At 73.2% G+C, this 13292-nt stretch carries 13 protein-coding genes; 2 read left to right on the forward strand and 11 right to left on the reverse strand.

The genetic code is table 11. The features are described 5' to 3' along the window. Positions 1-82: 82 nt before the first annotated feature. The 5 genes from BUE45_RS24215 to BUE45_RS24235 form a co-directional block, all read right to left on the reverse strand. The gene (locus BUE45_RS24215; RefSeq protein ID WP_073382081.1) at positions 83-511 is read right to left on the reverse strand and encodes a DUF397 domain-containing protein; all 429 of its coding nucleotides are present in this window, start codon (positions 509-511) and stop codon (positions 83-85) included. A gap of 107 nt (positions 512-618) precedes the next feature. Then, the gene (gene tatC / locus BUE45_RS24220) at positions 619-1449 is read right to left on the reverse strand and encodes a twin-arginine translocase subunit TatC (RefSeq protein WP_073382085.1); all 831 of its coding nucleotides are present in this window, start codon (positions 1447-1449) and stop codon (positions 619-621) included. A 164-nt stretch (positions 1450-1613) separates the two neighbouring features. Then, positions 1614-1952 carry a Sec-independent protein translocase subunit TatA gene (gene tatA, locus BUE45_RS24225; RefSeq protein WP_073382089.1) on the reverse strand — a complete coding sequence of 113 codons (339 nt, stop codon included), beginning with the start codon at positions 1950-1952 and terminating at the stop codon, positions 1614-1616. A gap of 67 nt (positions 1953-2019) precedes the next feature. Further along, positions 2020-2199 carry a hypothetical protein gene (locus tag BUE45_RS24230; RefSeq protein WP_073382092.1) on the reverse strand — a complete coding sequence of 60 codons (180 nt, stop codon included), beginning with the start codon at positions 2197-2199 and terminating at the stop codon, positions 2020-2022. Positions 2200-2299: 100 nt separating this feature from the next. Further along, on the reverse strand, positions 2300-4318 hold the full coding sequence (locus tag BUE45_RS24235; RefSeq protein ID WP_073382095.1) for a helix-turn-helix transcriptional regulator: 2019 nt from the start codon (positions 4316-4318) through the stop codon (positions 2300-2302). Positions 4319-4413: 95 nt separating this feature from the next. Here BUE45_RS24235 and BUE45_RS24240 point away from each other — a divergent pair, with 95 nt between their 5' ends. Then, a complete protein-coding gene (locus BUE45_RS24240; protein ID WP_073382098.1) occupies positions 4414-5490 on the forward strand; it encodes a DUF3866 family protein in 1077 nt (358 codons plus the stop codon). A gap of 19 nt (positions 5491-5509) precedes the next feature. Here BUE45_RS24240 and BUE45_RS24245 read toward each other — a convergent pair whose 3' ends face one another. The 6 genes from BUE45_RS24245 to BUE45_RS24270 form a co-directional block, all read right to left on the reverse strand. Beyond that, a complete protein-coding gene (locus tag BUE45_RS24245) occupies positions 5510-6547 on the reverse strand; it encodes a methionyl-tRNA formyltransferase (RefSeq protein ID WP_073382100.1) in 1038 nt (345 codons plus the stop codon). Positions 6548-6733: 186 nt separating this feature from the next. After that, the gene (locus tag BUE45_RS24250) at positions 6734-7837 is read right to left on the reverse strand and encodes an FKBP-type peptidyl-prolyl cis-trans isomerase (RefSeq protein ID WP_073382103.1); all 1104 of its coding nucleotides are present in this window, start codon (positions 7835-7837) and stop codon (positions 6734-6736) included. A 174-nt stretch (positions 7838-8011) separates the two neighbouring features. Further along, the gene (gene pafA, locus BUE45_RS24255) at positions 8012-9370 is read right to left on the reverse strand and encodes a Pup--protein ligase (protein ID WP_073382106.1); all 1359 of its coding nucleotides are present in this window, start codon (positions 9368-9370) and stop codon (positions 8012-8014) included. Positions 9371-9467: 97 nt separating this feature from the next. Beyond that, positions 9468-10205, reverse strand: a complete 738-nt coding sequence (gene prcA, locus BUE45_RS24260; protein ID WP_073382110.1) for a proteasome subunit alpha — start codon at positions 10203-10205, stop codon at positions 9468-9470. 47 nt (positions 10206-10252) lie between these two features. After that, positions 10253-11098: a proteasome subunit beta gene (prcB, locus tag BUE45_RS24265; protein WP_073382112.1), complete on the reverse strand. Its 846-nt coding sequence runs from the start codon at positions 11096-11098 to the stop codon at positions 10253-10255. A 138-nt stretch (positions 11099-11236) separates the two neighbouring features. Next, entirely contained in the window at positions 11237-11437 is a 201-nt protein-coding gene (locus tag BUE45_RS24270; RefSeq protein ID WP_073382115.1) for a ubiquitin-like protein Pup, read from the reverse strand. A gap of 544 nt (positions 11438-11981) precedes the next feature. On the opposite strand from BUE45_RS24270, the gene BUE45_RS24275 reads away from it, so the two are divergent. Further along, positions 11982-13124: a S1 family peptidase gene (locus tag BUE45_RS24275; protein ID WP_073382117.1), complete on the forward strand. Its 1143-nt coding sequence runs from the start codon at positions 11982-11984 to the stop codon at positions 13122-13124. Positions 13125-13292: the final 168 nt, after the last annotated feature.

The following is a 13292-nucleotide window of genomic DNA, read 5'->3' on the forward strand; positions in this document are numbered from 1 at the left end:
TCCTTCGCTACCCGGGGGCGGGGAGGGTGTACGGACGGCACGGGGACGCCCCCACACCCTCGCGCCCGGGTGAACGGCCTGGTCAGGAGGTTTCGGTCTCCCGTTCGGCCGCGGCGGCTTCCTCGCGCTGACGGCGATGGTACTCCTCCATCGCCCGCGGGCTGTTGAGCGGGGAGGGGACCCACGCGACCTCGGTGTCGACCTCGCCGCGCTGGATCCTCGCCTCCTCCTCGGTGAGGTACTCCTCGGGGATGTCGAACTCGCCGTCCCGGGCGCCCAGGACGAACGCCTCCCACTCCGCGGGGGTGAAGAACAGGGTGCCCTTCTCGGGGGACTTGCCGTCGCGGACCGCGCGGAAGTCGTCCTCGAAGGTGGCGACCTCGACGATCGCCTCCGAGTCGGGGTCGGAGAGGGAGGAGCGCATCCACACCGCGTCGGTGGTGTCGTGCCACTTCTCGTTGCCCATGGCCTCGGGCGGGAGACTCCGCCCGGCCTCGGTCTGCTCGCTCATCGGATGTCCTCTTCACACGGACGGCGGCACCGGCCGGGTGCAGGGAGCGGCCGGCGCCGGGGGCCGGTCGGCCCTCCGACGCCGACCCTAGCGCGTGCGGGCGGCGCTCAGGAGCGCTTGCCCGCTTCCTCCTCCAGGTCGGGATCGTCCAGGGAGGTGGGGGTCTCGTCCAGTTCGGAGGCCTCGTCGTCGGACAGGTCCTCGTAGGGGTCGTGGCGCTTCTTGCGGCGGTCGTTGAAGAACGCGAAGAGCTCCGCCGCCTCGAACAGGATCACCAGCGGGACCGCCAGGGCCAGCATGGAGATGGGCTCGGCCGGGGTGACCACGGCGGCCAGGACGAACGAGGAGAAGATGATGACCCGGCGCCACTTGGCGATGGCGGCGTGCGGGAGGATGCCGATGATGTTGAGCAGGGCCACCAGCAGCGGCAGCACGAAGCCCAGGCCGAACATCGTCATCATGATGAGCATGTAGCTCAGGTACTCGCCGATGGTGAGGAACGGCTCGGCGTCGTCGGGCAGGAAGCTGAACAGCACCGTCAGCGCGTAGGACGTGATGTAGTACGCCAGCGCGGCGCCCGCGACGAACAGCACCGCGGCCAGCGGGGCGAAGATGTACGCGTAGCGCTTCTCCCGGCCGTGCAGCGCGGGGGCGACGAACGCCCACAGCTGGTAGAGCCAGAACGGCGCCGAGACGATGGCGCCCACGAACAGCCACACCTTGAACGCGACGAAGAACGCGTCGAAGGGGCCGGTGACGATGAGCGAGCAGCCGTCCTGGGCCGCGACCTTGGACTCGGGGAGCGAGCAGTAGGGGGCCTTGAGGAACTCCCACACGTAGTCGTAGGCGACGTAGCCCACGACGCACCCCAGGGCGAGCGCGATGGACGCCTTCACCACGCGGCCGCGCAGCTCGCGCAGGTGCTCCATGAGCGGCATCCGGGCGTCCGGGTTGACCGGCCGCCTGCGTGGGGCCCTCATCCTGTGGTCACTCTTCTCTCCATCGGGGTCGCGCGCCCGCGGCCCGGCCGTCGGCGAAGACGCGGCGCTCCGGCGGCGCCCCGCCCGTCACCGCGGGCCCGGCGGGCCGCACGGGCCTGCCGTCACTGCTGGTTGTTGTAGGGCTGGGGCTCGCCGGCCTCGTTGACGATGCGCTGGCCGGGCGGCAGCTGCGGGTAGGACTGGGCCTGCTGCGGCTGGTGCGCCTGCTGCTGCGGCTGGGGGGCGGGCTGCGGCTGCTGGGCCTGGGCCTGCGCCTGCTGCTGCTCCTGCTGGGCCTTCTGGTTCTGCTCTTCCTCGTTCTCGACCAGGCCCTTGCTCTCGGCCTTGAGGATGCGCGCGCTGCGGCCCAGGGAGCGGGCCAGGTCGGGGAGCTTCTTGGCCCCGAACAGCAGCAGTGCGATCACCAGGAGGATCAGGATCTCACGTGCCCCGATACCCATCCTTCTCACTTCCTTTCGCGGCGCGATCAGGCGCCTTCGATGGTACGCGCACCGGACACGGGGTGCTTCACCCGTCCCCGCCACGGCGGAGGGGGAGCGCTCGCGCCCCCTCGGTCCGGTGCTCGTCCGACGCCCGCGCCACCTGTCCGGCCAGCGCGCCCGCCGCCCGGCGCACCCTCAGCACGAGGGCACCGATAAGGACGCCCCCCACCAGGAGCGCACCGAACAGGACAGTCAGGACGATCACGCTTGTACCTTATCCCTTCCGCTCCGGACCGCACCCGGCACCCGGGTGAACAACCGGGGCTCGCTCCGGCGACGGAACGGTCTCGGCAGACCCCACGGTGTCACGCCGGACCGTAGAGGTCCAGGGTCCTACGCGCCTCGGCCCGCGCCTGTTCGGCCAGCGCCTGCGGCGCGGTGATCCGCCCGCGCGGCCCCAGCCGCAGGGCCAGCCGCACCACCCAGGCCGGCGCGGGGGTGCGCAGCGTCGCGCGCACCGCGCCCCCGGCCAGCTCGGCGACCGACTCGCACGCGTAGTCCTCGGTGATCCACCGGGCCGAGGGCTCCAGGTCCAGGGTGACCAGCGCGTCGCGGTCCGAGAGCTGGAGCAGCCCCCCGGACAGGTCGCGGCGGCCCACCCCGCCGGGGACCTCCGCGGCGTAGGGCAGCACGGTCAGCTCCAGCACCCGGTCCAGCCGGAACAGGCGCACGTCCTCGCGCAGCCGGCAGTACCCCTCCAGGAAGGTGTGGCCGTCCTGCACCACCAGCCCCATGGGGTCCACGTCGCGCTCGGTGACCTGGTCCAGGTACCCCGACAGGTAGCGCAGGTGCAGCCGCTGGCCCGACTCCAGGGCCTGAGCGCAGCGCCGCCGGGTCTGCTCCACCTGCGCGTCGCCGGAGTCCTCCAGGCGGACCTGCACCGAGTCGGCCAGGGAGCCCAGCGCGGTGCCCGCCGCGGTGCGCAGCTTCTCCGAGACCCGCTTGAGGGCGCCCGTCTCCAGGCCCTCGGCCTCGGGCAGCGCCTCCAGCAGCGACAGCCCCACCACCAGGCTGGCCGCCTCGTCCGCGGTGAGCCGCAGCGGCTGGGCCAGGGTGTCCGCGTTGGCGATGATGATCTCGCCGGTCTCGCGCGCCGCGTCCAGGTCCACGTCGATGAGGTCGCCGGGGGTGTACCCCGGCAGGCCGCACATCCACAGCAGGCTCAGGTCGGCGACCACCTGCTTCTCGGTGAGGTCGAAGTGCCGCGCCACCTCCGGGACCCGCACGTCGCGGCCCAGGGCGTAGGGGACGAGCATGAGCAGGCGGCGCAGCTGGTCGGCGGAGCGGGGCCCGCGCGCCGGGCCGCCCGCCCCCTCCTCCGCCGGCGCGGCCGGGCCGGGGTCCGGGGCGGGCGCGCCGGCGTCCGCGGTCGCCGACAGGTGCGCGACCACGGCGGCGCGGGCCTCGGCGGGCTCGACGATCTCGGCGTTGGCACCGTAGGAGGCGACGTGTCCGACCAGGTCGGGGACGTCGGCGTAGGGGACGGTGAGGACGTCCCAGCCGCCGTCGGCGCCCTCGCGCTCCCCCGGCACCGCGCGCAGCGCGCCGCGGCGCAGCGCGTGGGCGGTGTCCGGGCGCACCCGCACGGTGGCGGTCGCCTCGGGCTCGGCCCGGTGCCCGGCCGCCACCGACCGCAGGTCCACGCCCTCGGGCACGACCACGTCGGGGCCGCCGCGCAGCACCTCGACCCCGCCGCGGATGCGGCCCAGGCGGAACACCCGGCGGGCGTCGCGCAGGCGGTCGTGGCCCACCACGTACCAGTGGCCGCGCAGGTTGACGATGCCCCACGGCTCGATCTCGCGCCGCTCCGGCGCGTCCTGTCCGGGCTTGCGGTAGTCGAAGGCGATGGGGCGCCGGTCGCGCACCGCCTGCCACACCGGGCCGAACGCCGGCTCGTCGGTGCGCATGGCGGGGGTCAGCGCCGGGGCGGCCTCGGTGTCCACCGGCACCCCGGCCGAGCGCAGCTTGAACAGGGCGTTGGCCGCGGCCTCGCCCAGGGAGGCGTGCCGCCAGGCGCGGGCGGCCAGGCCCAGGACGACGGCCTCGTCGGGCAGCAGCTCGATCTCGGGCAGCTCGTAGTCGGCCCGCGAGATGCGGTACCCCTCCTCGCCGCTGATCGCGTCGCCGGTGCCGACCTGGATGGGGATGCCGCTGTCGCGCAGCTCCCGCTTGTCGCGCTCGAACATGCGCTTGAACGCCTGCTCGCTCTCGGCCTCGGCGTAGCCGTACACCGTCCGGCGGATCTCCTGGGCCGTCAGGTGGCGGCGCGTGGACAACAGGCAGATGACCAGGTTCAACTGCCGTTCCGTCTTCCTGCGCGACATCGCCTGCACCCTCTTCTCGCCCGCGTGTGGAATGCCCTCGACGGCGGGGCGCGTCGTCCCCGTACCGACTCAGCAATGAAGGTACCTTGCCTGACATGATCCGGTGGCGCCGTGGTGAAGTCCGTGAACTCCTGCCTTCCTGGCCCGGGGTGCGCGTGTGCCTGGTCTCGGTCGAGGACGGCGGCGGGCGGGCCCCCTGCCGGGCCCTGGCCTACACCGGCCTGGTCGGCGACCCCGTCCCCGGGGACACCGTGCTGCTCAACACCGGGGCCCTGGACCTGGGCCTGGGCACCGGCGGCTACGCGATGGTGGCGGCCCTGCCCGACCGGCTGCCGCCCGACCGGGAGGGTCCGGGCCACCTCGTCAAGGCCCGGTACACGCCGTTGCAGGCGGTGGTGGAGGGGGCCGACGAGCAGGACTCCCCGCACCACGCGACGCTGCGCGACGCGGCCGGGGTGCGGGGCATGCCCGTGGTGGCCGCCGACCTGCACTCGTCGCTGCCGGCGGTGCTGGCCGGGGTGCTGGCCGCGCGGCCCGGCGCGCGGGTGGTCAACGTGATGACCGACGGCGGCGCGCTGCCCGCCGCGTTCTCCCGCACCCTGGGGGTGCTGCGCGGGGAGGGGCTGCTGGCCGGGTGCGTGACCACCGGACAGGCGTTCGGGGGCGACCTGGAGGCGGTGACGGTCCACTCCGGCCTGCTGGCCGCCCGGCACGTGCTGGGCGCGGACGTGGCCGTGGTCTGCCAGGGCCCGGGCAACCTGGGCACGGGGACGCCGTGGGGGTTCTCGGGGGTCGCGTGCGGCGAGGCCGTCAACGCGGCCGCGGTGCTGGACGGGCACCCGGTGGCGGCGCTGCGGATCAGCGAGGCCGACCCGCGCCCCCGGCACCTGGGGGTGTCCCACCACAGCCTGACGGCCTACGGCCGGGTGGCGCTGGCCCGCGCCGACGTGGTGGTGCCGCTGCTGCCGGGGGTGTTCGGGGAGAAGGTGCGCGCCCAGGCGGCGCCGCTGGGCGCCCGGCACACCCTGGTGCACGTGGGCGTGGAAGGGCTGGAGGAGGCGCTGCTCGCGCTGCCGGTCAAGCCCTCCACCATGGGCCGCGGCCTGGAGGAGGACCGGGCCGCGTTCCTGGCCGCCGCCGCGGCGGGGCGCCACGCCGCCGGGGTGGTCTGAGGACCGGCCCCCGGGCGGATCAGCGCAGGGCCCCGGGCCGCCGGCCCCGCACCGGCGGGCCCTGGGGGGCGGGCGCCTGACCCGGCACCGGGAGCGGGCGGGCCGGGGACAGCGCGTGCGGGGAGGGCTCGTCGAAGAAAGCCCCGGGCCGGAACATGGCCAGGGAGGCGGGCTCGGCGCGCACGCCCTCGTCCACGCGGACCGCCTCGGGCACGAACACCTCGCCGTCCCCGCAGGTCACACCCCAGGCGCGGCCCGGACCCGCCGAGACGACCTCGCCCGGGGCGCCGCCCCGCACCCGCGCGTCCAGCGCTCCCCCGCACAGGGTGACGCGGCTGGCGCCGAACATCGCGAAGGCCCCCGGGTAGGGGTGGGCCAGCGCCCGCACCAGGCGGTCGACGTCGCGGCCCGAGGCGGTGAAGTCGAGGCGCCCGTCGCTGGGGCGCCGGCGCGGCCACACCGAGGCGTGGCCGCGCTGGGGCCGCCGGGGCGCGGTGCCCGCGAGCAGGTCGTCGATCCGGGCGGTCAGCAGCTCGGTTTGGCGGCGGGCCACCCGGTCGTACAGGCCGGAGGCGGTGATGTCGGGCTCCACGTCGAACCAGGCCTGGTCGACGATGTCGCCGGTGCACTCCCCCCCGTCCAGGCGCAGCAGGGTGACGGCGCTGGCGCGCATGTCGCGCAGGATCGTCCACGGGACGGGGGCGTGGCCGCGCCCGACCGGCAGCGGCGCCGGGTGCAGGCCGAACCCGCCCAGCGGCAGGTCCTCCAGCAGGGACCCGGGGACGGTGGTGGACCGGCCCGCGACGATCAGCAGGGAGGCGCCGTGGGCGCGCAGGGCGTCGCGGACCCCGTCCGAGCCCAGGTCGGCGGCGCGCAGGTGCGGCAGGTCGTTCCCGCGCGCGACCGCCTCGTGGTCCACGTAGCCCGAGAGGTGGGCGAACTCGGCGGGGTAGGACACCACCAGGCAGGGCGGGCGCCCCCGGGCGCACAGCTCCTCCAGGGCGGGGACCCCCAGGCTCAGACCCGAGACATAGCAGTAGCGCGGCCGGTCCGACACGGCCTCCCCCTTCCGCCGGTCCTGCGTGGTCCGACTCTACGCAGCGGGGCGGCGGGGCCCTGGCAGGCGGACGGCGCTCTGCGTGTCCGTGGCGCCGCCCGCGGGCCGGCACAGGGGGCCGGAACACGGGGGCGCCCCCGCGGTGACCCGCGGGGGCGCCCCTGCCGCACGAAGGACGCGCGGACGCTACTCGGCCTCCTCCTCGGAGGCCTCCTCGTCCGCCGGGGCCTCCTCGCCGGCGCCCTCGGAGGCGCCCTCCTCGGGCTCGGCCGGCGGCGGGTTGTCGAACGCGCCCAGCACGTCCACCACGAAGACGAGGGTGCCCGCCGGGGCGCCCATCGCCTCCTCCTCGGACTCGCCGTAGGCCATGTCGCCGGGCACGACCAGGAGCAGGCGGCTGCCGACCTTCTGGCCGACGATGCCCTCGTCCCAGCCCTGGATCACCGAGCCCGCGCCGATGGTGGTGTCGAAGGGGGCGCCGCCGCGGGTCCAGGTGGAGTCGAACGAGGGGTGCTCGCCGTTCTCGTCGGCCTCCCAGCGCACGCCGGTGTACTGGACGATGACCTGCTGGCCCTCCTGGACCTCCTCGCCGGTCCCCTCGATGAGGGGGGAGATCTCCAGGTCGGTCGGGGCGTCGCCCTCGGGGACCTCGATGACGGGCTCGCTGTGGCCCTCCTGGACCACGGTCGGCAGGCCGTCACCGCCGTCGGAGGTCTGCTCGCCCGGCACCACCGAGCCCATGCCGAAGCGGTCCACGACGTCGACGACCAGGACGCTGGCGCCCACCTGGGGCTCCTGCCCCATGGCCTCGGCCTGGTCCTGCTCCTCCTGGGTCAGCGGCGGGAAGACGTACACCGCGCGGCTGCCCACGGCCTGGTTGACCAGCACCGAGCTGATCTGCTCCGGCATCTCCTCCATGCGGATGAGGTCCGGGGCGCCGGTCTCGTAGCTGGACTGGCCCTCGACCGGCTCGCCCTCGCCGGGACCCGTCCACTGGAACTGGGCCACGTTGGCGACGACGAGGTCGTCGGCGCGGACCAGCTCCTCCTCTCCGGGCCCCTGGTTCACGACACCGGACAGCTCCTCCTCCGGGGGCTCGATGTCGGGGAAGACGACCTTCGGCTCCTCGCCGACGTCCCCCTCGACCGCGGGCAGCCGCGAGTCGAGCTGGTCGCCGTTCATCTGCAGGAAGGCGGGCGTGCGCCACTCCTCGGGGATGTTTCCGCAGCTTGAGACCGTCAAAGCGATGACGGTCAGGGGCACCGCGAGGGCGGCGGCACGTCGGTGCATGGGTCACTACCTCTGTTTTCCGGCTCGGGACAGGGTCACACTACCGAAAAGCACGACCGCCACCACCTCCCCCCGAGGCGGAACATCGGTAACGAAAGCCGCCGGGGAACGCTTCCGGAACGCCGCGGGCCCCGGTGGCGGCGAACCGTCACCGGGGCCCGCGGGGCCCGCCGGTCACATCCCGGCGATGAGCTTCTCGACGCGCTCGTCCACCGACTTGAAGGGGTCCTTGCACAGCACGGTGCGCTGGGCCTGGTCGTTGAGCTTGAGGTGCACCCAGTCCACCGTGAAGTCGCGGCGCTGCTCCTGGGCGCGGCGGATGAACTCGCCGCGCAGCCGGGCCCGCGTGGTCTGCGGGGGCACCGACTTGGCCTCGAAGATCTTCAGGTCGCCGACCACCCGCTCCATCTGCCCGCGGTTCTGCAACAGGTAGAACAGGCCGCGGTCGCGGTGGATGTCGTGGTAGGTCAGGTCGAGCTGGGCGACCCGGGGCGAGGACAGCGACAGGTCGTGCTTGGCGCGGTAGCGCTCCAGCAGCATGTACTTGGCGACCCAGTCGATCTCCCGGGACACCGACTCCAGGTTCTGGGTCTCGACCGCCTCCAGGGTGCGCTGCCACAGCTCCAGGACCCGCTTGCCGGTGGCGTCGGTGCCGTGTCGGTCGACGTAGCTCTGCACCTTCTCCAGGTACTCGCGCTGGATCTCCAGCGCCCCGGCCTCGCGCCCGTTGGCCAGGCGCACCTTGCGGCGGCCGGTCATGTCGTGGCTGACCTCCCGGATCGCCCGGATCGGGTTCTCCAGGGTGTAGTCGCGCATGACCACGCCCGCCTCGATCATGCGCAGCACCAGGTCGGTGGAGCCCAGCTTGAGCAGGGTGGTGGTCTCGCTCATGTTGGAGTCGCCGACGATGACGTGCAGGCGGCGGAAGCGCTCGGCGTCGGCGTGCGGCTCGTCGCGGGTGTTGATGATCGGCCGGGACCGGGTGGTGGCGGAGGAGACGCCCTCCCAGATGTGCTCGGCGCGCTGGCTGACGCAGTACAGGGCGCCGCGGGGGGTCTGGAGCACCTTTCCGGCGCCGCAGATGATCTGCCGGGTCACCAGGAAGGGGATGAGCACGTCGGCCAGCCGGCCGAACTCCCCGTGCCGCCCCACCAGGTAGTTCTCGTGGCAGCCGTAGGAGTTGCCCGCCGAGTCGGTGTTGTTCTTGAACAGGTAGATGTCCCCGGCGATGCCCTCCTCGTGCAGGCGCTGCTCGGCGTCGACCTGCAGCCCCTCCAGGATGCGCTCGCCGGCCTTGTCGTGCGCCACCAGGTCCACGAGGCTGTCGCACTCGGGGGTGGCGTACTCGGGGTGGCTGCCCACGTCCAGGTAGAGGCGGGCGCCGTTGCGCAGGAAAACGTTGCTGCTGCGCCCCCAGGAGACCACCCTCCGGAAGAGGTAGCGGGCGACCTCGTCCGGGGACAGCCGCCGCTGTCCACGGAAGGTGCACGTCACCCCGTACTCGTTCTCCAGCCCGAAGATCCGTCGTTCCACGCGGCCTCACCAACTTCCCGTCACCGTCGGCCCGGGACGACGGGGCCGCGTCGTCCGCCGGCCGGTGCGGCGCCCCGGGGGCGCCGCACCGCTTCTGCTATGCGTCGTCCTCGGTGGTGGATCCGCCGGCCGCGGACCCGCCGCGCCCCTCCTCCAGGAGGGAGACCAGGCGCGGTCCCTGGATGCGGCGGAACTTGCGGTGGTCCCTGGAGCGCTCCAGGACGGCGACCTCCAGGTTGGCCGCCTCCAGCTCGCGCTCCTCGCCGTTCTCCCGGGACAGCGCCCGGGTGGCCGCGTCGAGCGCGGCGGCGAGGGAGGCGTCGGCGGCGAAGCGGTCCTTGAGGGCCTGGGAGACCTGCTCGGAGGAGCCGCCCACCGCGACGAAGCCCTGCTCGTCGACGATGGAGCCGTCGAAGGTGATGCGGTAGATCTCGTCCCCGTCGGGGGTGTCGCCGACCTCGGCGACGACGATCTCCACCTCCCAGGGCTTGAGGCTCTCGCTGAACACGGTGCCCAGGGTCTGGGCGTAGATGTTGGCGAGCTGGCGCCCGCTGACGTCGCGGCGGTCGTACTGGTACCCGCGCACGTCCGCGAAGCGCACGCCCATCAGGCGCAGGTTCTCGAACTCGGGGTAGCGGCCGACCGCGGCGAAGGCGATGCGGTCGTACAGCTCGCTGATCTTGTGGAGGGTGCGGGAGACGTTGTCCGCCACCAGCAGGATCCCGCCCTCGTATTGCAGGACGACGGCGCTGCGGCCGCGCGCGATGCCCTTGCGCGCGTAGTCCGCCTTGTCCTTCATCTGCTGCTCGGGGGCGACGTAGAACGGCATCGACACCGCGGATCGTTTCCTTACCTAGAAGAGGTCCAATGGGGCGGAGCGGTTCAGGCCAGCGGGGCCGTGGGACCGTCCGGTCGGACGGCGCGTCCCTGGACCACCTCGGTCGCCAGACGGGCGACCTCGTCGGTGGGCAGGCGGCGGTGGCCGTCCCGGGTGATGACGTCGACCAGGGGGAAGATCTTGCGGTGCAGGTCGGGCCCGCCGGTGGCGGAGTCGTCGTCGGCGGCGTCGTAGAGGGACTCCAGGGCGACCTTGGCGGCGTCGGACTCGCCCAGGTCCTCGCGGTAGAGCTTCTTGACGGAGCCCCTGGCGAACACCGATCCGGAGCCGATGGAGTGGTACCGCTGCTCCTCGTAGCGGCCGCCGGTGGCGTCGTAGCTGAAGACGCGGCCCTTGTCGTGGTTCTCGTCGTAGCCGACGAAGAGGGGGACCACCACGAAGCCCTGCATCGCCATGCCGAGGTTGCCGCGGACCATCTGGGAGAGCTTGTTGGCCTTGCCTTCGAGGGAGAGCGAGCGGCCCTCCATCTTCTCGTAGTGCTCCAGCTCCACCTGGTAGAGGCGGGCCAGCTCGATGCCGATCCCGGCGGAGCCCGCGATGGCCACCGCGGAGAACTCGTCCGTGCGGAAGAGCTTCTCCATGTCGCGGTTGGCGATCATGTTGCCCTGGGTGGCGCGCCGGTCGCCCGCGATCAGCACACCCCCGGGGAAGGTCAGCGCGACGATCGTCGTCGCGTCGGGGGTGAGGTGCTCGGCGGCGATCCCCTGCGCCGGCAGTCCGTGGCCGGGCAGTAGCTCGGGCCGGACCTCACGGAGAAACTCGGTGAAGGACGAGGTCCCAGCACTCATGAAAGAGGCGGGCAACCCCTTGCCCTCGAACCCTTCGAACACGCGGCTCCCTCCACTCGCGCCCCGCCCCGACGCGGGCGGGGCGCCTCGTCCTGATGTCTTTACCGGAAACGACCCTAGCCGGGCGGGCGGCGGCGCCGACGGCACCTCGTGTGCGCTGTCAGCGAACCGCCGCCGGGGCTACTGGCCGCCCTTCTGCACGAACTGCCGGACGAAGTCCTCGGCGTTGCTCTCCAGTACGTCGTCGATCTCGTCGAGGATGTCGTCGACGTCCTCGTCCAGCTGGTCCTTGCGCTCCTGAACGTCGGTCGAGGCCTCGACCTCCTCGACCTCCTCGTCGCGACGCGACGCGTGCTTCTGGCCGCCGGTGTCCTTCGCCATGCCTGCTCCCTCCCGTTCGGGGCTCTCGCCCTTATCTTGGCCCAACACCGGGCACCTCAACCCCCTTCCCGGGGCCCGATACCGGCTGGTTACCCCGGAGCACGCGGCGTGCGCGGGACGGCGCACGGACACCCACGGCCCCCGCTCCCGGGCGCGTCGCGCCGACGCGCAGGAGGCCGGTCGCCGCAAGTTACTTACGGGTCATAGCGCTGACCTCACGGGTTACACCTGTGCATCCGTGCGGTCACTGTCGGCACCCGATTTTTGTGGCCGCATCCGGCCACAAGACACCCCTTGACAGCCGAATCCCCTCTCGACGGGATTGCGCTTTCCAGCGCAAGAACACAGCTCACAGGCCCGACTACCCTGAGTCATCAGGGCCCCATTCATCCGCTGACCCCATGAGCGGATGCCGAGATTTCGCCCCCGGGGTTCCGCTGATAAGGACGAACACCTAGAGTCGGGACTCGTTTACCGAACGTCCCAAAGCGGGCCTTTCGGTAAACATCACCCCCATCAAGAGAAAAAGGAGAGTCGAGGGTCTATGAGACCTTTCCCCGCAATCTCCCTGATCGGGACCGGCGTCCTCGCCTTCGGACTGGTCCTCGCGCCCGGCGCGAGTGCCGCACCCGTCCCGGCCTCACCCGCACCCCAGGGTGACGACACGACCATGATCGACGCCCTCGTCAGGGACCTCGGCCTCACCCCGCTCGGGGCCGAAACCCTCATCGAGGCCCAGGAAGAGGCGCTGAAGACCGACGCCGCGGCGGCCGAGGCCGCCGGCGCCGCCTACGGCGGCTCGCTGTTCGACACCGAGACCCGGGAGCTGACCGTCCTGGTCACCGACGCCGGGGCCGCCTCCGCGGTCGAGGCGACCGGTGCGCGCGCCGAGGTCGTCGAGCACGGCGTCGACGGCCTGGCCGACATCGTCGAGGCCCTCGACGCCGAGGGCGTCCCGCAGGACGTCAACGGCTGGTACCCGGACGTCGCCGGCGACACCGTCGTCATCGAGGTCCTGGAGGGCGCCGACACCGCCGGGCTCCTGGAGTCCGCCGGCGTCGACCCGGCCTCGGTCGAGGTCGTCGTCACCGACGAGGCGCCCGAGCTGTACGCCGACATCGTCGGCGGGGACGCCTACTACATGGGCGGCGGCCGGTGCTCCATCGGCTTCCCGGCCACGGACTCGGCGGGCAACCCCGGCTTCGTCACCGCGGGCCACTGCGGCACCGTCGGCACCTCGGCCGAGAGCTCCGACGGCAGCGGCTCGGGCGTCTTCGACGAGTCGGTCTTCCCGGGCAGCGACTCCGCGTTCGTCCGCGCCACTTCGGGGTGGAGCCTGACCAACCTGGTCAGCCGCTACGACGGCACGACGCAGACGGTGTCCGGCTCCGACGAGGCCCCGGTCGGATCGGCCGTGTGCCGCTCCGGCTCGACCACCGGCTGGCACTGCGGCACCATCGAAGCCCGCGGCCAGACGGTGAGCTACCCGCAGGGCACCGTGCAGAACCTGACCCGCACGGACGTGTGCGCCGAGCCCGGCGACTCCGGCGGCTCGTTCATCGCCGGTTCCCAGGCGCAGGGCGTCACCTCCGGTGGCTCCGGCAACTGCTCCTCGGGCGGGACGACCTACTACCAGGAGGTCAACCCGATGCTGAGCTCGTGGGGCCTGAGCCTCTCGACCGGCTGACCCGTACACCGCACGACGGAACGCCCCCGTCCCCGCCCCCGGCGGGGGCGTTTCCGTGTGCGGGGGCGGGCACGGCCCGGTGCCGTACCGGAGCACGCGGCGCCACAGCCCCGGGCCGGACCGGGACCCGCGCCACAGTGGTCGTTCTCCGAACCGGAACGCCCGACC

Origin of the sequence: Nocardiopsis flavescens (genome assembly GCF_900141985.1) — a bacterium.
Classification (GTDB): Bacteria; Actinomycetota; Actinomycetes; order Streptosporangiales; family Streptosporangiaceae; genus Nocardiopsis; species Nocardiopsis flavescens.